General features: G+C 62.8%; 18 protein-coding genes. 14 read left to right on the top strand and 4 right to left on the bottom strand.

Features of this window, described 5'->3' with window-relative positions:
* Positions 1-20: 20 nt before the first annotated feature.
* Both AC5ZGW_RS01955 and AC5ZGW_RS01950 read right to left on the bottom strand, forming a co-directional pair.
* The gene (locus AC5ZGW_RS01955) at positions 21-833 is read right to left on the bottom strand and encodes a CoA-transferase subunit beta (RefSeq protein WP_130223204.1); all 813 of its coding nucleotides are present in this window, start codon (positions 831-833) and stop codon (positions 21-23) included.
* Between the two features lie 3 nt (positions 834-836).
* The gene (locus tag AC5ZGW_RS01950; RefSeq protein WP_130223202.1) at positions 837-1,727 is read right to left on the bottom strand and encodes a CoA transferase subunit A; all 891 of its coding nucleotides are present in this window, start codon (positions 1,725-1,727) and stop codon (positions 837-839) included.
* Between the two features lie 167 nt (positions 1,728-1,894).
* Between AC5ZGW_RS01950 and AC5ZGW_RS01945 the strand changes: the two genes are divergently transcribed.
* The 4 genes from AC5ZGW_RS01945 (at position 1,895) to AC5ZGW_RS01930 (ending at position 6,555) form a co-directional block, all read left to right on the top strand.
* The gene (locus AC5ZGW_RS01945) at positions 1,895-3,409 is read left to right on the top strand and encodes a sugar ABC transporter ATP-binding protein (RefSeq protein ID WP_130223200.1); all 1,515 of its coding nucleotides are present in this window, start codon (positions 1,895-1,897) and stop codon (positions 3,407-3,409) included.
* Positions 3,406-4,395: an ABC transporter permease gene (locus AC5ZGW_RS01940; protein ID WP_130223198.1), complete on the top strand. Its 990-nt coding sequence runs from the start codon at positions 3,406-3,408 to the stop codon at positions 4,393-4,395. The genes AC5ZGW_RS01945 and AC5ZGW_RS01940 overlap by 4 nt, the downstream gene beginning before the upstream one ends.
* Before the next feature lie 23 nt (positions 4,396-4,418).
* The gene (locus AC5ZGW_RS01935; protein WP_165435045.1) at positions 4,419-5,426 is read left to right on the top strand and encodes a substrate-binding domain-containing protein; all 1,008 of its coding nucleotides are present in this window, start codon (positions 4,419-4,421) and stop codon (positions 5,424-5,426) included.
* A 109-nt stretch (positions 5,427-5,535) separates the two neighbouring features.
* Entirely contained in the window at positions 5,536-6,555 is a 1,020-nt protein-coding gene (locus AC5ZGW_RS01930; RefSeq protein ID WP_130223194.1) for a hotdog family protein, read from the top strand.
* A gap of 69 nt (positions 6,556-6,624) precedes the next feature.
* Here AC5ZGW_RS01930 and AC5ZGW_RS01925 read toward each other — a convergent pair whose 3' ends face one another.
* The gene (locus AC5ZGW_RS01925) at positions 6,625-7,431 is read right to left on the bottom strand and encodes an IclR family transcriptional regulator (protein WP_130223192.1); all 807 of its coding nucleotides are present in this window, start codon (positions 7,429-7,431) and stop codon (positions 6,625-6,627) included.
* Between the two features lie 228 nt (positions 7,432-7,659).
* On the opposite strand from AC5ZGW_RS01925, the gene AC5ZGW_RS01920 reads away from it, so the two are divergent.
* The 10 genes from AC5ZGW_RS01920 to AC5ZGW_RS01875 all read left to right on the top strand — a co-directional run bounded on the left by AC5ZGW_RS01920 (position 7,660) and on the right by AC5ZGW_RS01875 (position 16,714).
* The gene (locus tag AC5ZGW_RS01920; RefSeq protein ID WP_028161552.1) at positions 7,660-8,559 is read left to right on the top strand and encodes a dihydrodipicolinate synthase family protein; all 900 of its coding nucleotides are present in this window, start codon (positions 7,660-7,662) and stop codon (positions 8,557-8,559) included.
* A gap of 55 nt (positions 8,560-8,614) precedes the next feature.
* Positions 8,615-10,015, top strand: coding sequence for an ABC transporter substrate-binding protein (locus AC5ZGW_RS01915; protein WP_130223190.1), 1,401 nt, complete (start codon positions 8,615-8,617; stop codon positions 10,013-10,015).
* A complete protein-coding gene (locus tag AC5ZGW_RS01910) occupies positions 10,015-10,974 on the top strand; it encodes a carbohydrate ABC transporter permease (protein ID WP_080663507.1) in 960 nt (319 codons plus the stop codon). Before AC5ZGW_RS01915 ends, AC5ZGW_RS01910 begins: the two co-directional genes overlap by 1 nt.
* Positions 10,964-11,803: a carbohydrate ABC transporter permease gene (locus AC5ZGW_RS01905; protein ID WP_207230935.1), complete on the top strand. Its 840-nt coding sequence runs from the start codon at positions 10,964-10,966 to the stop codon at positions 11,801-11,803. Before AC5ZGW_RS01910 ends, AC5ZGW_RS01905 begins: the two co-directional genes overlap by 11 nt.
* A gap of 35 nt (positions 11,804-11,838) precedes the next feature.
* Positions 11,839-12,888 (top strand): ABC transporter ATP-binding protein, encoded by a 1,050-nt coding sequence (locus AC5ZGW_RS01900; RefSeq protein WP_130223188.1) that lies wholly within the window; start codon positions 11,839-11,841, stop codon positions 12,886-12,888.
* Between the two features lie 26 nt (positions 12,889-12,914).
* Positions 12,915-13,913, top strand: a complete 999-nt coding sequence (locus tag AC5ZGW_RS01895; protein WP_130223186.1) for a dihydroxyacetone kinase subunit DhaK — start codon at positions 12,915-12,917, stop codon at positions 13,911-13,913.
* Positions 13,913-14,530: a dihydroxyacetone kinase subunit L gene (locus tag AC5ZGW_RS01890; RefSeq protein WP_130223183.1), complete on the top strand. Its 618-nt coding sequence runs from the start codon at positions 13,913-13,915 to the stop codon at positions 14,528-14,530. The genes AC5ZGW_RS01895 and AC5ZGW_RS01890 overlap by 1 nt, the downstream gene beginning before the upstream one ends.
* A 285-nt stretch (positions 14,531-14,815) precedes the next feature.
* A complete protein-coding gene (locus AC5ZGW_RS01885) occupies positions 14,816-15,106 on the top strand; it encodes a cyclic nucleotide-binding domain-containing protein (RefSeq protein WP_207230933.1) in 291 nt (96 codons plus the stop codon).
* Positions 15,107-15,230: 124 nt separating this feature from the next.
* Positions 15,231-15,644, top strand: a complete 414-nt coding sequence (locus tag AC5ZGW_RS01880) for a VOC family protein (RefSeq protein ID WP_130223181.1) — start codon at positions 15,231-15,233, stop codon at positions 15,642-15,644.
* 263 nt (positions 15,645-15,907) lie between these two features.
* Positions 15,908-16,714, top strand: a complete 807-nt coding sequence (locus AC5ZGW_RS01875; RefSeq protein ID WP_130223179.1) for an NAD-dependent protein deacetylase — start codon at positions 15,908-15,910, stop codon at positions 16,712-16,714.
* 73 nt (positions 16,715-16,787) lie between these two features.
* Here the strand turns inward: AC5ZGW_RS01875 and fliI are convergent, their stop codons facing one another.
* The gene (gene fliI / locus AC5ZGW_RS01870; protein WP_028161559.1) at positions 16,788-18,119 is read right to left on the bottom strand and encodes a flagellar protein export ATPase FliI; all 1,332 of its coding nucleotides are present in this window, start codon (positions 18,117-18,119) and stop codon (positions 16,788-16,790) included.
* Positions 18,120-18,148: the final 29 nt, after the last annotated feature.

Below are 18,148 nucleotides of genomic sequence, written 5' to 3'. Positions count from 1 at the left end.
GCCACATTATTCGGGGGCGCTCAAACCCGCATCAATACGCCGCGTGGATCAATCACCCCGCGCAGCAGGCGCAACTCCTCGGGCAACGGTTGCTCCGTCACGGGGATCTTTCCGGGAATGGTCGGCGCGAAGCCCATGCGTGAGCGCACGTCATCGAGCGTCACGCCCGGATGCAGCGAACGCAGGCGCATGGCGCCGTCGGTCCCGAAGTCGAAGATGGCCTTGTCGGTGACGACGAGCGCCGGGCCCGGCCCTGGCAGGCCAAATTCCCGACGCGGAGTGCCCCGCACCCGGTGGCCGACGCTGGTCACGAAATCGACCTGCTCCACGAACGTACGCTTGTCGAGGTCCACCACGATGATGGGACGGCGTACAAAGGCCAGATGCTCGGGCTGGGCGAGGCAGCCGACCAGCCGTACATCCGGCTTTGCATAATCGCCGATCGCGGTGATGTTGAGATTGCCGTGGCGATCGACCTGCGCCGCGGACTCGAACGAGACGTCGAAGCGGCCGCGGCCAAGCATGTCGCATTTGAAGCCCGTGTCGGCCGGGCAGGCCGCGGCATGCCAGCGCGTCAGGCTGTCCTGGCGGAGATTGTCGGGCATGCTGGAGAGGTCCGGATCCAACAGGTTGCCCCAGTAGACCGTCGCGCCGGGCGCGTGGCGTAGTTGCGCGAGCCGACACGCGGTGAGCGGGATGCCGACGGCGAGCGTGAAGGCGCGTCCGTTGGTGCCGACGCCGACAAAGATCAGGTCGTCATCCCTGATTTCGCGCGCAATGATACAGGCTGCGAGTTCGTTGACGGTGAAGCCGGTGGCGGTAAGCGTGTTCATGCGTCAGCCCTGCTGAACGGAAAGGGACGGGAGGCGGGCGGAAGCGCCGCTGGCGTGAAGGTACTCGTCGTGAGTCCGTGGTGTGCGGACGAAGCGGTCGAGGTAGCTCGTCATGCCTTCGGGGGTCTTGGCGTGCTCGAGGTAAAGCCGCAGGTGCTCTTCGTCTTCGTCGTAGATGGAGTCGCAGGCCGCCGGATGCGCGCCTTGCGGGACCTCGACGATGGCCTCGACCCACTGTCCCGGAATATAGGTGAGGGTCGGCTGCGCCTTGACGTGCTCGTGCGGAATGATCTTCTCGACGGTGACGATGAGCCGTTTGGCGGCGCTCGCCATGAGCTGGTCGATGTCGTCGCTGTCGCGCACGACGGGCCACTGCACGTTGCCGTAGCAGTCGCCGGCGTAACCGTGAATGATGGTGAAATCGGCGTCGGCTGCGGCGACTGCATGAAGCTTGTCCCCGCTGAAGGGGCAGGTCATCGGCCGGATTTGCTCCGGATTGCGCGCCGCCATGTCGGAGCCGAGCAGCGAGCGAACGGGCATGAAGGCAAGCCCCGCTGCGGCCGCGCGGAAACGCGCCACGATCGCGCATTCGGAGAAGTCGCGCGCCGTGATGGTCCCGCTCTGGACGCCGCGCCTGAAATTGGGCGCGAGGCCGTGGCTGAACATCCCCGCATAGATGCCCTCCCAGCGCCGGATCGCGCACGCCGCCGCCAGCATGTCGGTCGCGGTGGTGGTCGCCCATGTGATCAAGGTGAGGTCCTTGATCTCGCGGCGGATCAATTCGCGGACGGCCGCATTGGGCTGGCGGCGCAGCAGACTCCCGCCGATCGCCAGCGTCACGCCGGACGGGATCGGGGCCAGCGCGGCCTCGAGTGAAACGAGCTTGTTCTTCATGGCGGCTCCCGGCACCGTGAGGCGGACCCCACAAAATTTCACAACGTGATCGGCCGCCAGATCGCATTTTCAGCTTGCGCGTCCGATATAAAAACGTTTTTATATCGATCATACACCGCGCGACAAGTCTCAAAACTGTGGAGACGCGGGTGAGATGGAGGAAATACTTGGCGCCGGTCCCGGCTTTTCTTGATGTTCGCGGTATTTCGAAGTCGTTTCCCGGCGTGGTGGCGCTTGATCAGGTGTCATTGCTGGTCGAGCGCGGTGAAATACATGCGCTTATTGGAGAAAACGGCGCCGGAAAATCGACCCTGATGAAGGTCCTGGACGGAATCTACACGCCGGATGGCGGCGAAATCTTGCTGGATGGCCGTCCGGTGCGGATTCCGGATCCCTTCGCGGCGCTCGAGCTCGGGATCAGCATGGTGCATCAGGAGCCAAAGCTTTGCAGTCCTTTGTCCATTTCGGAAAACGTTTTTATGGGACGCCTGCCGCTGGCGGCCTGGGGACGGGTGGATTGGGCCGAAGCCGATCGCAGGACCGCCGAATTACTGGAGCGTGTCGGCCTCGATCTCGATCCGCGTACCCTGGTCGAGGCATTGTCGATCGCGCAGCGGCAGCTCATCCAACTCGCCAAGGCGCTCGCATTCAAGGCGCGTCTGATCATTCTCGATGAGCCGACCGCGAGTCTCACGCCGGTGGAGGTCGATCGCCTCTTCACCATCGTGCGGGGGCTGCAGGCCGATGGCGTCAGCTTTCTTTATATCTCGCATCATCTGGACGAGATTTTCCGGATCGCCTCGCGCGTCACCGTCCTGAAGGATGGCCGCAGGGTGACGACCCTGGACGTGGCGTCGACCAGCAAGGATGTGCTGATCGGCCTCATGGTCGGGCGTGATCTTGGCGAGCGCTTCCCCGCCAAGGGGAGGGTGCCCGGCAAGCCGGTGCTGGAGGCGCGGGAGATTTCAGGTCACGGCTTCAGGGACGCAAGCCTGACGTTGTGCGCCGGCGAGATTCTCGGCCTCTCCGGCCTGGTCGGCGCAGGCCGAACGGAGCTGGCGCGCGCCCTGTTCGGTGCAGCCCCGATCTCGGCGGGGCGCATCCTGATCGACGGAGAACCGGTCGTCCTGCGCAGCCCGGCGGACGCGATCAGAAAGGGCGTGTCCTACATCGCCGAGGATCGCCGCGACGGCCTCTTCATGCCGCTTTCGGTTCGCGAGAACATCGCGTTCGCGGCTCCGGAGAAGCACAGCCGCTTCGGCGTGCTCAACAGCCGCAAGCAGGCCGAGCAGGCGCGGGCGTTTATCGGCCGCCTCAACGTGCGGACCCCTCATGCCGAGCAGCCGGTCGCCGTGCTGAGCGGCGGCAACCAGCAGAAATGCATCCTTGCGCGATGGCTCCTCAAGGGCGTGCGCGTGCTCATCCTTGACGAGCCCACCCGCGGTATCGATGTGGGCGCCAAGCGTGAGATCTACGCGCTCGTCGATCAACTCGCCCGCGAGGGAATTGCGGTCCTGCTCATCTCCTCCGAACTGCCCGAGATCCTGGGCATGGCCGATCGCGTGCTCGTCATGAGCGACGGGCGGATCACCGGCGAAGTCGAGGGCGACCGTGCGACGGAAGAAAGCCTGCTCGCTCTCGCCCTCCCCGCTCAATCCATCAAGCAAGAGCTTCACGCATGACCGACACCGCCATCACGGAAGGCGCGGCCTCTCCCAAATCCGCCAACTCCGGTTACAACCGGGCCCTGGGCTTGCTGGTGCGTTACAGCAACGTGCTCGCACTCGTGCTGCTGCTCGTCGTGGCGAGCCTGCTGTCGCCGTACTTCCTGTCCTCGCGCAATATCCTGAATGTGTTGCGCGGGGCGACCATGATCGGCCTCGTCAGCATCGGGATGACCTACGTCATCTTGAACCGGGGAATCGACCTCTCGGCCGGCTCCATCGTCGGCATTTCGGCCGCCTTGACCGCCGGCTTCGCGCACTACGGCGTGGGCGCCGCGGTGCTGGTCGGGGTCGCGGCGGGGGTCGCGGTCGGCATCGTCAACGGGCTGCTGATCACGCGCCTGCGCCTGCAGCCTTTCATCGCGACGTTGAGCACGATGATCTTCGTGCGTGGCCTCGTCTACATCTATACGGAAGGCAGCAACGTCATCGTGCGCGATGCGTCGGCGGCCTTCACTTTTCTCGGGTCCGGCTTCATCGGGCCTGTTCCGGCGCCGGTGGTGCTGTTCGCGTTCGTATGGCTGATCGCGGCTGTGACGCTCCGCTATACCGTGTTCGGCCGCGCCGTCTACGCCGTCGGTGCCAATGAGGAGGCGGCTCGCCTCTCGGGCATCGCAGTCGAGCGCAACAAGGTGCTCGTCTACACGGTGAGCGGGCTGCTGGCGGGTCTTGCGGGCGTGGTCCTGGCGAGCCGCCTCACTGTCGGCGAGCCCAATGCCGGCACGCTCTATGAGCTCGACGCCATCGCAGCCACGCTGATCGGCGGCACCACCTTCGATGGCGGCGTCGGCGGTGTCGGCGGCACGGTGCTCGGCGTGCTGATCATGGCGTTCCTATCGAACGTCCTCAACCTGCTCAACGTGTCACCTTATTCTCAGATGCTGCTCAAGGGCGTGATCATCGTTCTGGCGGTCGTCATGAGCGAATGGAGAAAGCGGCGCTGAAGCCCGCAATTGGAGGAGAAATCATGACCCACGACGGAACGCGGCGGGCGAACCGCCGCGACATCCTCAAGCTCGGCGCCGGCGCTGCGGCGCTCGCGTCCGGCGCCATCTGGGGACAAGACTCGTTTGCGCAGGCCGTGCAGGGAAAGACCGTCGGCTTCACGATGTCCTTCTCCAACACCGAGTGGATCAAGCAGCAACAGGCAGGCATCGAGGAGACCGCCAAGAAGTACGGTCTCAAGACCGTCGTCTATGATGCCAACGACCAGCCGGCCAAGCAGGTCCGCGACATCGAGGATCTGCTCGTCCGCAACGTCGACATCATCATCATCTCGACTTACTACGCCGAGGCGATCACGCCCGCGGTCAGGCAGATCAATGAAGCCAAGATTCCGATCGTGGTACTCAGCTCGCCGCTGGCCGGCGGCGTTGATTTCGCGTGTCACCTCGCGACCGACACCATGGCGACCTCGCGTTCGGCCGGCGAGTACTACGTCAAGAAGCTCGGCGGCAAAGGTCTGATTGCGCAGATCGAGGGCAAGCCTGGATCGGTAATCAACCAGCAGCGCGGGAAAGGCTGGCGTGAAGTCATCGAGAAGCATCCGGACATCAAGATCATTGGCCACATCGTCGCCAACTACGACCGCACCCAGGCCATCAAGGGCATGGAGGATCTGCTCCAGGCCAACAAGCAGATCGACGCGGTCTACTGCCATAATGACGACATGGCTCTCGGCGCTGTGCGCGCCGCCAAAGAGGCGGGGCGCAAGGACCAGATGTGGTTCACCGGCTATGACGGTCTCACGGTCGAGGCACTGGAAGGTATCTACAAGGGCGATCTCGACGGCGTGTGGGAGTATCTTCCGTTCGGCTCGGAGGGGATCGAGGCCGCGGTGCAGATCCTGCGCGGCAAGCCGATCAAGAAGACGATCGCCTTCGATTCCCCGCTGATCACCAAGTCGAATGTGACCGAGTGGTATGACCCGGAGAGCCGCAAGCGGAAGGTCCTGCCTTCACGCCTGACCTTCTGATGCTCCGATCCCCGACTCCGGCCGGGGGCCGTTGTTTCCTTGCATTCGGCCGAAGCCGCAGCCGGCCGCCGTTCGCGCAGCAATCGAAGAGCGCTTCCAGGACGTGACCATGACCCAATCGACCGCCGCACCGAACCCCTGGCGCGATCTGACCGACCCTCGCCGGGCCGTGACCGTAGATGACCTCGAAGCCGGCCTGAAGGAGCCGGTGTTCGAGAACCTGCGGATCCCGGAGGAACTGGGGCCGGTGACGATCACCATCGACGATCACAAGATCAAGCGCTTCGCTTTCACCCAGGACGACTATGGTGCCTGGTACCTGCGGGGCGAGAGCCCGTTCGACGGTGCGCGCATCGGTCATCCGGCGCTGCTGGGCAATGATCTCGTCCAGCTCTTCACCACGCGTTATCGTGCCAGCAAGACGGTGGGTTTCCACACCGAGGAGCAGATCTGGTTCGATAGTCCGGTGAAGCTGGGCGAACGCGTGACGCTCTCCGGCCAGTATGTCGAGGCCTATGAGCGGCGCGGCCAAGGCTATGTGGTCATGGAAGCCCAGGCGACCGCCGAGGACGGGCGCAGCATCGTCAGACACCGCGGCGTCGAGATCCTGCGCACGGTGCCGGGTCTCATCGCCGGCCGCGGCAGCAGCAAGACGACCGAACGCAGCGTGACGGGAGAGGTTGCGGACTGTGCGCGGCGGATCGAGAAGGCCGGTAGCGATGTGGCTGTGGGCGACGTGTTGACGCCGCTCGCCAAGGTCTTCACGGCCGAGCAGACCGCTGTCTTCTCGCGCATCGGCGAATACGTGCGCAATACGCACAACGATCTGCAGATTGCCAAGAAAGGCAAGCTGCCGACCCTGATCGTGCAGGGCCAGCAGGAATACGGCGCCGCAGCGGAGCTGATGGCGCGGGTGTTCGGCGCAGCCTGGTTTACCAAAGGCTGGCTGAAGATGAAATTCATCAACACGCTGCAGGTGTTCGATCCGGTGTCGTTCTCGGGCGTGGTGACGGCTGTGGGCACGCTGGCCGATGGCGTGCGTGTCGTCGAGCTCGAGGTCTGGGCGCGCCGCGCATCGGATGCCAAGCTCACCGCGGTCGGCTGGGCGTCGTGCAGGTTGCCAGCCTGACGGTTTTCTTCACGCGAACCGCTGTCTACCCTCGGATCAAGTCCGAGCGCATGCTTCGCTCGAAAGGCGCTAGCTGGCCACGCCGCGGATGCGGTAGCCAAGCTGAATGGAGAGCGCGTCGGCGTGCTGGACCACAAGCGGGGCAATGTTCTTGACGCGGCTATCGGGCAGGCGTTTGGACGTGCCTGTGACGCTGATGGCGGCGATCACTTTTCCGCTGGCATTGCGGATCGGGGCGCCAATGCAACGCGTATGCGGTTCAAACTCGCCATTGTTGAGAGCATAGCCGCGCTCGCGGATGATCCGCAGCTCCTCGCGAAGCTTGTCGGGATCGGTGATCGTGTTGCGCGTGTAGGCCACCAGGCCCATGTCGATGATACGCTGGACGACCGGGGCAGGTTGGAAGGCCAGCGCGGCCTTGCCGACGCTCGTGCAATAACAAGGTGATGACTCGACGAGCGTGGTGGAGTTGTTGCGGACCAGTGGTCCACCCGGAGTATGCGACACGAACACCATGCTGATGCCGTCGAATACACCCAGATGCACACCTTCCTGCGAAGCCTGGGTCAGCGATTCGACGATCGGCCGCTGCTGCTTCTGCAGATCCATGCTCGACAGCACGGTGTTGCCGAGCTGAAGCAGGCTCAGGCCCAACCGGTACTCGTCCCTGGTATGATCCTGATCGAGGAAGCCGATCTCGCGTAGCGAGACGCACCATCTGTGCGCGGTGCTGCGCGGCATGCCGGTTCGTTCGGCGATCTCGGAAACACTGAGGCTGCGCTCCAGGACTGAGAAGCACTGAAGCACCTTCTGCATCTTCTGCGCGGAGGTTTCGGCGCCGCTGTCTTTGTCCGCCTCGCTGTTCACGGCGTCCATGTTTTCCCGTCCTGAATATGACCTCTGGACGTCCGAATATATGGGATACTCGTTCTACGAGCAAACGGATGAAATTCGTATTTTATCCCGACTATCGGGATATTGTTTCGACGAAAACGCAATTAGCTACGTAATTTCAATTCGTTGACGATTTTTGACAAGGAAAAGGTGCGCCGTTATCGGTGCCATTTATCAGGATCAACTAGAGCTGCGGAGTCATCGTAAATCATGAGCACCACCTTGAAGGGAATCATCCCGGCGCTCGTCACCCCGTTCGATCAGGACGGCAACATCGAGGAGGCCAAGTTCAGGTCTCATGTCCGCTATATTCTCAGCAAGAAGGTGCATGGCGTGTGCTTCGGCGGTTCGACCGGCGAGGGGTTCACGCTCGAGACCGCCGAACTGCGTCAGCTCGCTGCGGCTGCTGTCGAAGAGGTCAACGGCAAGGTGCCGGTCGTAGCCGGCATCATTTCCAACAGCACGCGCGATGTGGTTGCCAAGGCCAAGGCGCTTAACGGTCTTAACATCACCGCGCTGCAGGTCACCCCGACATTCTACGTGTTCGACTACGGCGAACAGGCGATGTTCGACTATTTCAAGCGCATCTGGGAAACAGTCGGCATTCCTCTTGTCATCTACAACGTCATTCCCTGGAATCTGCTCAGCACCGAGCTCGTCCTGCGCATTCTGGAGGAGATCCCGGGCGTCATCGGCATCAAGCAGAGCCAGGGCAACATCAAGCGCGCCGCCGAGCTGGTAATCCGCGCGCCGAAGGGCAAGGCGATCCTCGCCGCCATCGATGACCTTCTGTATCCGTGCTTCATGATGGGTGCGCAAGGCACTCTGGCTGCTTCGCCGACGGCCGCGCCGGGTCCCTGCGTCGCGCTGTGGGATGCGGTCGAGCGCGGCGATCATGAGCTCGCACTGAAGATCCATAACAAGCTCGTCCCATTCTGGAACCTGATGGGCCACGAGAATCTTCCGGCTCTCGTCAAGTATTGCCTCGAACTTCAGGGCGATCACGTCGGCCTGGCGCCGCGGCATCCCATGCCGCCGGCAAGTGAAGAGCAGAAGAAGGTCATCCGTCCGGCGCTCGAAGCCCTGCTCGCGTTCGATCCGGGACGCTGATCGTCTCTCATATCCACAAAATCGGCGCGCAAAGTGCCTAGCGCGGAGGAAGAACATGTCCAGGAGTCCCGAAGCGGCGAATCCCGAAGCGGCTGATGCTGCTCTCCCGGCGGCCGGCGCCATCAATCGCCGGGACGTCTTGAGGACGATGGCTGCGCTGACGGCCGGCGCCGCCGTCGGCCTGCGCTCTCCCGCAGTGCTGGCCCAGGCGAAGCGGTTCGATGGCGTCACGCTTCGCGGCGCCTGCTTCCAGCACGTCTTCCATGAGAATGTGAAGGCCTATCTGCCGGAGTTCGAGAAGGCGACAGGGATGAAGGTCGAGATCGATCTCCAGGCTTTCCCCGTCTACAACCAGCGCATGGATCTCGAGCTTTCCACGCAGGGATCGAGCTACGACTTCATCAACATCACGTTCCCTTATTCGGGGCGCTGGGTTGGTGCGGGCTGGCTCGCGCCGCTGGACTCGTTCGTCAGTGATCGCAACCAGACTCCCGCGGAGTGGAATCCCGACGACTTCGTCAGCGGCACCCAGACCCCGTTCCGCGGCAAGGACGGCAAGACCTACGGCTTCGCCTGGGAGGCCGGCGCGATGATGATGGGGATCGCGCGTTACGACCTGATCGAGAAGGCCGGTCTCAAGATCCCAGAGACGCTCGAAGAGCTCGCTGCGGTCTGCGCGGCCGTCCATGGCAAGGATGGCGTTGCGGCCTACGTGAACGACAAGCTGCATCACTGGAATTTCCCGCCCTACCTCATGAACATGGGTGGCAAGGTGTTTCGCAAGGCGCCGGACGATCTGATGCCGACGCTCGATACGCCGGAAGCGGCGCGCGCCGCGCAATATTATGGGGATCTCCTCAGCAAATACGGCCCGCAGGGCGTGTTGTCGTTCACGGACGATCAGGCGCTGCGCAGCCAGACGGAGGGGCGCGCCAACATTCGCACCAACGCGATGGCCTGGGTGCTGCCGCTCGCCAAGCGCGCCGATTCCAAGGTCAAGGAGACGACACGCTTCGGCATGATCCCGAAGGGCGCCGGCGGCAGGTTCCCGGGCTCCAATGCCAACGGCTACGGCATTCCGGTCGGCGCGCGGCAGAAGGAAGCCGCGTGGGCCTTCATTCAGTGGGCAACCTCGAAGGAGACGTTCCGGCGTATCGCGTTCGAGCGCGGCGGCCTCGCCGTTCCGCGCCGGTCCATCATCGACGATCCGGAATACCGCAAGGTGCTCAACATCAACGGTCAGGATGTCGCCGCGCTCTATCTTCAAATTTTGGAGCGGGCCGGCGAGGGCAACTACATGAGCTACCGTACCGTCCCGGTCTTTCCGCAAGTGGGCGACAAGATCAACAAGGCGATCGAGCGCATCGCCTCGCGTCAGCAGAGCGCGGAGGCTTCCATGGCGACGGCACAGGCCGAAGCCGTTGCCGATCTGCGCAAGGCCGGTGTTGCGCTTTAATGTCGATCTCCACCAAGGTGTCGGATTACGCCGCGGCCAGCGATGGCCGTGGCGCAGCTATCGGCGCGCTTCCCCATTTCGAACGACAGCGGATCCGCTTTTTCTGGATGCTGCTGACGCCGGTGCTCGTGATCCTCGCCATCGTCACGCTGCTGCCGACGATCTATCTTCTGGTCACCAGCTTTACGCCGCTGAGCCTGGCGACGCCGGGAACCGCCTGGAATTTCTCGGACCCGCTGGCCAACTACAAGGTTCTGTTCGGCGACAGCAGGCTGCACAACAGCCTGTGGGTGCAGCTCAAGCTGTCGTTCTTCACCGTGGTGCTGCAGCTCCTGCTCGGCCTCGTCGTGGCCTTGCTGCTGAACATGCGCACCGCGCTGATGGAGGCCTTGCGCTCGACGTTTCTCGTGCCGATGGTGTTGCCACCCATCGTCGTGGCGATCATCTGGAAGGTGCTTTACTCGCCCGACATCAGCCCGGCGTGGTGGATATTCAAAGCGCTTGGCTGGTCCGTCGCGACGCCGATCACCGATGCCAATTGGGCGCTGACCGCGATCATCATCGCCGATACCTGGGAATGGTTTCCCTTCACGATGCTGATCATCCTGGCGGCGCTCTCGATGATGCCCGAGGAGCTGCGCGAGGCCGCCCGCATTGACGGCGCGACAAGCTGGCAGCTCACCTGGTTCGTGACGCTGCCTTATCTGCGGAACACGCTCCTGGTTGCCGGCCTGTTCCGATTGATCGACAGCATCAAGACCTTCCCGCTGATCTATATCCTTACCGATGGCGGGCCGGGCACCGTGACCGAAGTCTCCAACTATTACGTCTTCTCGCAGTCCTTCAACTACAGCTATATCGGCTACTCGTCGGCAGTCACCATGGTGCTGCTTGCGATCACGCTGTTGCTGAGCTGGATCATCATCCGCGTCGTTGCAGGAGAGTCCCGTGTCGACTAACGCTCCCTCCTATCTGCCACGTCGCGAACGCATTCTTGCCAACACGCTCGTCATCGTGCTCGCGATCCTGACGCTGTTGCCCTTCCTGTGGTTTGTGGTGATGAGCTTCAAGCCGTCGGACGAGTTCTTCACCGGAATAGATGGCTTGTTCTTCAAGCCGACGCTGAAGAACTACGAAGGGTTGTGGACTGGCCGGTTCTCGGTGTCGATCTGGAACAGCATCGTCACCAGCACGGTTTCGACCGCGTTGGCGCTGATGATCGGAACGCCCGGCGCCTACGCGCTGTCGCGCGCCACCATGCGTCGCGAGCGCACGTTCTCGCTGCTTATCCTGGCCTCGCGAATGGCGCCGCCGGTCGCCTTCGCCATTCCCTACTTCCTCGTTTACCGCAATCTTGGACTACTGGACACGAAGACCGGCCTCATCATCGTCTACCTGACTTTCAATCTCGCGCTGGTCGTGTGGCTGATGCGCAATTTCTTCGATGGGACGCCGCGCGCGCTGGAAGAGGCCGCCTGGATAGATGGTGCCAGCCTCTGGAAGACATTCGTGCTGATCGTTCTTCCGATGTCCACTCCGGCGATCGCCACCACGGCAATGTTGTGCTTCCTCTATTCCTGGAACGACTTCTTCTTCGCCCTGACGTTGACCCGCAACAGCGCCATGACCGCTCCCGTCGAGGTCGTGAACTTCATGAACTACGAAGGTTGGGAGTGGGGCAAGATCGCCGCCGGCGGCACGCTGATCATGATGCCTGTGCTGCTCTTCTCGGTGCTGATGCGCAAGTACCTCGTCGCGGGCATGACCGCGGGCGCGGTCAAGGGCTGACGCGGGCTCGCCCTTCGCGAAGGAAGAAACATGCAATGAGTACTGTAACGATCAAGGACGTGCGCAAGCGCTACGGCTCTCTTGAGGTGATCCACGGGATTTCGGTCGACATCGAAGACGGCGAGTTCGTCACGCTCGTCGGGCCGTCGGACTGTGGCAAGTCCACGCTGCTGCGCATGATCGCCGGGCTGGAGGTCATCAGTTCCGGCGCGATCAGCATCGGCAGCCGCGTTGTCAACGACGTCGCGCCGAAAGACCGTGACATTGCGATGGTGTTTCAGAACTACGCCCTCTACCCGCAGATGACGGTCGCTCAAAACATGGGTTTCGCGCTGCGGCTGCAGAAGCGTCCGAAGGCAGAGATCGAAAAGCTGGTGCGTCGGGCGGCGTCCATTCTCGACCTTGACAATTATCTGGAACGCTATCCGCGCCAGCTCTCCGGCGGCCAGCGGCAGCGCGTGGCCATGGGCCGCGCCATCGTGCGCAACCCGCAAGTGTTCCTGTTCGATGAGCCGTTGTCGAACCTCGACGCCAAACTGCGCGTGCAGATGCGCTCCGAAATCAAGAACATGCACCAGCGGCTCAAGACCACGACGGTCTATGTCACGCACGATCAGATCGAGGCGATGACCATGGCCGACAAGATCGTCGTGCTGCGCGGCGGCACGGTCGAGCAGGTCGGACGACCGCTGGATCTTTACGACAAGCCGGTCAACAAGTTCGTGGCCGGGTTCATCGGCTCGCCGGCGATGAACTTCATTCCGGCGATCGCGAGCGGCGGGCGCATCATCGCCGATGGCGGCGTAGATCTCTGTTCGGCGCCGGGCATGCAGGACGGACGGAAGGTGATCTTCGGCATCCGGCCGGAGCACATCCACGTCGGCAAAGCGGGCGTGGACGGGACCATATTGCTGATAGAGCCGACCGGTGCCGAGACCGTGCTGCAGCTTCGTGTCGGCACGACGCCAGTCACGGCCGTTGTCCGGGAGCGCATCACGGCTGCTGTAGGGGACGTCATCAAGCTGGCGTTCGACCCCGTCATTCATCTGTTCGATCCCGGGACCGAAGCGCGTATCGGCAACTGACCTTGTGCCATTCAGGAGGGCTTCTCATGAAGAAAATCATCAACTCACCCTCGGACTATGTTGACGAGATGCTTGCCGGCCTCGTGGCGGCCAATCCCTCGCTTGCTCTGGGCGGAGAGGCAAAGCGCGTGGTGCGCAGGGCGGAAGGCGCGCGTCAGGGGAAGGTCGGCATCGTCTCGGGCGGAGGCTCGGGGCATCTGCCGCTCTTCACCGGTTATGTCGGCAAGGGGCTGCTCGACACCTGCTCCATCGGCAACGTCTTCGAGGGACCGAATGTGGCCTCCTGCACCGAGGCCATCAAGCTTGCTGATGGTGGCGCCGGCGTGCTGCTGCTCTATGGCAATTATGGCGGCGACCGCATGAATTTCGACATGGCCGCCGAGATGCTTGAGCTTGATGGCGTCGAAACGCGCACCGTGCTTGGCTGCGACGACATCGCCAGCGCCTCGCCTCAGGAGGCGCGCAAGCGGCGTGGTGTCGCCGGCATCGTCTACGCCTACAAGATCGCCGGCGCACGCGCAGAGGAGGGGGCCAGCCTGTCCGATGTCGCCGAGATCGCGCAGAAAGCTGTCGATGCGACCCGTACCATCGGCATGGCGACCGCGCCCTGCCGCGTGCCCGGCGCGGACAGATCGACCTTCACCGTCGGTGAGGATGAGATGGAGATGGGCATCGGCATTCACGGCGAGCCCGGCATCTGGCGCGACAAGCTGAGATCCGCTGACGAGATCGCGACCGAAATGATCGAGCGCCTTCTGGCGGAGCAGCCGCGGGGCTGCGGCAATCGGGTCTCCATCCTCGTCAACAGCCTGGGTGCGACGCCGCTGGAAGAGCTGTTCATCCTCTACAGGAAAGCGGCCCAACTCCTGGCGGCACGCGGGCTACACATCGTGATGCCGCTTGTTGGTCCCTATGTGACGTCGATGGAGATGGCCGGCGCCTCGATCAGCCTTTGCTTCCTCGACCAGGAACTGGAACGCCTTCTCGCTGCTCCCGCATACTGCCCATTCTGGACGGTCGGCTGATGCTGTCGGCAAAGTCCCTCATTTCGGCAGCGTCGCGCGCTCATGCCGCCATGCCGCAGCTCGAACAAGAACTCAATGCTGCCGACGCGAAGTTGGGCGATGGCGACACGGGCGGTATGCTTGCCAGGGTGATTGAGCGGCTGGCGTCGGTGGATGCGAAGGACGGCGACGATCTCGGCCGTGTCTGCGGCGCTCTTGCACAGGCGGCCGCGGCTGCCACCGGCTCCAGCCTTGGCACGCTATTTGCGACCGGACTTCTCGCGTTCGCTCGCGCCACGAAAGGCCGCACCGAGCTTGCCGCCTCGGAGCTGGGTCCGATCCTTGCTGATGTGCGTGACGCGATGCTGAAGCGCGGCCAATCGGCGCTCGGTGACAAGACGGTCATCGACGCGATCGATGCCGTTGCCAAGGCGGTTACGGGCAAGTCGGACTGGACAGCGGTGGTCAGCGCCGCGCGGCAGGGTGCCGCCGCTGTGTTGGCCGGTTTCAACGACAAACCCTGCAGGATCGGCCGTGCGCGGATGTTCGGCGACAAGAGCCGCGGCCTCGACGATCCCGGAATGCTGGCATTTGTCAGGCTGGTGACCGCCGTTACGGAGGGCAATCATGCCTCATAAGGCCTTGCGCGCGGAGCAAACGAAGCGATCCGCGCGCTCTTGGCGAACAGGAGTAATTACAGCAGGACGCCGAGATCGGTTGAGAACGGGATTATACATCGCGACAGCGCTTCAAACACAAGCATTTGTAGAAAGCGCCGCAGGTGAACATCCGGAAGAACAGTTCGCCGAAGAAGCCGACCGCGCCGGCACTTTTGCTCGGAGAACCGCATTGCGGCTTCGGTCAGCGCGACGCTCCTCGGCGAACCGAGCCGATTCACCATCACGGCGATCGAGGACAGCACGGTGCTGGAATATGATGTCGCCGCGTTCAGGAAGCTCGTTTCCAAATTTTCCGATATCGCCGCCTTCTACATCAGCTACATGGAGCAGCATTGGATCATCGAGAAAGAGCCGGACGAGATATCGTTCCGCCACGACGATGCGATGAAGCGCTATCGGAACTTCATCGACAAGATGCCGGACCTGCACAGGCGCTTGAAGCAGCATCACATCGCGGCATGGCTCGGCATCACTCCGGAGAGTCTCAGTCGCCTGAGACGGGCCATTGCCTATGGCGGGCCGGATTCGCGCTGAGGCGATTTCTTACCAAAGATCAATGCGGTCAGCGGCGACGCCGCTACGTTCCGAGCCGTCGTCGCGAACAGCGCGATGACGTCTCGTCATGCTACTGCCCGCACATGATTACTGGAGAACTTGAATGACCAAGATGATCTTTCTCAACCTGCCGGTAAAGGATCTTGCTGCAGCGACTCGCTTCTATGAGGCGATTGGTTGCAAGAAGAACGAGCAGTTCAGCACCGACCAGGCAGCCATGATGGCATGGTCGGACACGATTACATTCCACCTTCTGACGCATGATTATTTTGCAAGCTTCTCGGCAAAGCCGATCGCCGCCGCGAATGTGAGCGAAGTGCTGATCGCCCTGTCGCGCGCATCGCGCCAGGAGGTGGACGCGATCTGCGAAGCCGCCGCGATCACCGGCGGCAAGGCCGATGTCCGGCCGCCCCAGGACATGGGTTTCATGTATCTCCGCTCGTTCGAGGATCCGGATGGCCATGTCTTCGAACCGATGTGGATGGACCCTACCGCCATCGCAAATCAATCGGATTGACACTTTTCAAACGGGAACGCGGTGGTCGGTTCAGGCATCGCGTTCCCGCTCCGCGCTATGTGCGAATATTGCCGCGGATAGAGCGACGCGCTCCACTCTATCCCCCTGAGAAGCCTGCGAAGCAGAGGCCATCGGCGGGCCTCCTCGGCAAGCAAGGCTCGGCCGAAGTTGGTGTGGAGAGCGGTCCCCGTCCGGAGCCCGGCGCACAAGCTCGCGGGCTCCTACTGGCGTCAGCGACACCGACGCACTAAATACTCCCGGCCATGCAAGACGATGCGCTCGAGGACTTCATCAACCGCCACTCACGTCTGTTCGTCCTGACGGGAGCAGGCTGCAGCACAAATTCCGGCATTCCGGATTATCGCGATAGCGACGGCAAGTGGAAGCGAACGCCGCCGGTCACCTACCAGGCCTTCATTCGTGAGCACGCGACCCAGCAGCGCTATTGGGCGCGGAGTCTGATCGGGTGGCGGAGGTTTGGCCGTGCATTGCCCAACGATGCCCACCATGCGCTGGCCAAGCTGGAAGCGAAGGGACGAAGCAAGGTTCTCCTGACGCAAAATGTGGATGGGCTGCATCAGGCTGCGGGCAGCAGGCAGGTCATCGACCTGCATGGACGACTTGATATGGTTCGGTGCCTGGGATGCGCATCGACGATGCCGAGGTCGACTTTTCAGGATGAGCTGGCTCGCTTGAACGGCGCGTGGCTCGGTTTGGACGCCGCGGACGCTCCGGACGGGGACGCTGACGTCGAGAACGAGGATTTCTCAAGCTTTGTCGTACCGGCTTGCCGCGTGTGCGGGGGCGTTCTCAAGCCGGATGTCGTCTTCTTCGGCGAAAATGTTTCGCGCGAGATCGTTGCCACCGCTAAGAGCCATTTGAACGAAGCCGACGGCATGTTGATCGTCGGTTCCTCGCTCATGGTCTATTCCGGCTTTCGGTTCGCGCAGATGGCCGCTCAAAATGGTCTGCCGATCGCGGCCGTCAATCTCGGTCGGACCCGTGCCGATCACCTGCTCACGCTGAAGATAGAAGATCGCTGCGAGGCGGCGCTTGCCTTCTTGCTATGAGAAACTCGGCGAGTGTCAGGAACAACAAAGCTACAGTGACCTTCCGAGGTTGGCCTCCCGGAAAGGCAAACCGCTACTCGATTGCGGCCTTGATGAGGTTCAGCAGTTCCTGATACGGCTCACGGCTCGGCGGGTCCGACGGCGCTTGCCGCATCAGATCGTAGATCTTCGGAACGAGTTGGACGGCTTGATCGAGTTCGCCGTCGCGACCCGGCTGATAGCCGCCCATCAAGCGCAGATCGCGCGTGTCCTCGAAGCGCGCGATCATGGCGCGCAATTTTCGCAGCAGATTGCGCTCGTCCGCGGTCCAGACCTGTTGGGCCAGGCGCGATACCGATGAGAGTACATTGACGGCGGGATAGCGCCCTTGATCTGCGACCTCCCGGTCAAGCACGATGTGCCCATCGAGAGTGCCGCGCACCGTATCCGCTATCGGCTCATTGTGATCATCGCCATCGACGAGCACGGAGTAAATGCCGGTGATTGAGCCCTGTCCGTCGATGCCGGGTCCGGACCGTTCGAGAAGGCGCGGCAACTCGCTGAAGACGCTTGGGGCATAGCCGCGCGCAACCGCCGGCTCGCCGGTGGCCAGTGCTATTTCGCGGGCCGCGTGAGCGAAGCGTGTGACCGAATCGACGATCAGCAGCACCGATTCGCCGCGATCCCGAAAATATTCGGCGATCGTGGTGGCGGTCTTTGCCGCCAGGCGGCGCATCATCGGGCTCTCGTCGCTCGTGGACACCACCGTGATCGCGCGCGATTGATGGTGAACCAGTGCCTCCTCGAGGAATTCGCGTACCTCGCGGCCGCGTTCGCCGACCAAGGCCGTGACGACGGTGTCGAAACCCTGGCTTTGCGCGATCATGGACAGCAACGTCGTCTTGCCGACGCCTGACCCGGCGAAAATACCAATACGTTGCCCGACGCAGAGCGGCGTAAACAGGTCCAGCACCCGCACTCCCGTCCGCAACGGTGCGCGCACCCGGGCGCGGCTGATGGCGGGCGGCGGGCTTGCATCCGTTGACATCACCCGGTCCCCGACGTGCAACGTGCCAGCGTCGTCGAGCGGCTCGGCAAGGGCGTTCAGCACCCGGCCCTTCCAACTTGGATGCGGCGAGATCGTCTTTGGTGGATGACGATAGGCAACGAGGCCCAGGCCTGCCCCGATGTGGGAATCGAATGGCTTGGCAGTGACGCCGTTGCCGTCGATACGAACGACCTCGCCGAGTTGTACCTGGCCATCGATTTCGAGCCCGATCAACTCTCCCAGTCTTACGAATCGCGAGAGGCCCGAGACGCGGTAATGCGTTGGCGCGACCTCTGAAACGGTGCCGCCTACCCGGACCGTCGGCACGTCCTTGCGGAGCGACGAAAGCGTCGATTCCAGCCGCTCCAGCGCATTCATTCGGTCACCAGGCTCCTGTGTTGCTGGCT

This window comes from Bradyrhizobium sp. Crot121 (genome assembly GCF_059512385.1).
The sequence above is the reverse complement of the archived record's forward strand: the minus strand, read 5'-3'. Positions and strand labels throughout refer to the sequence as shown.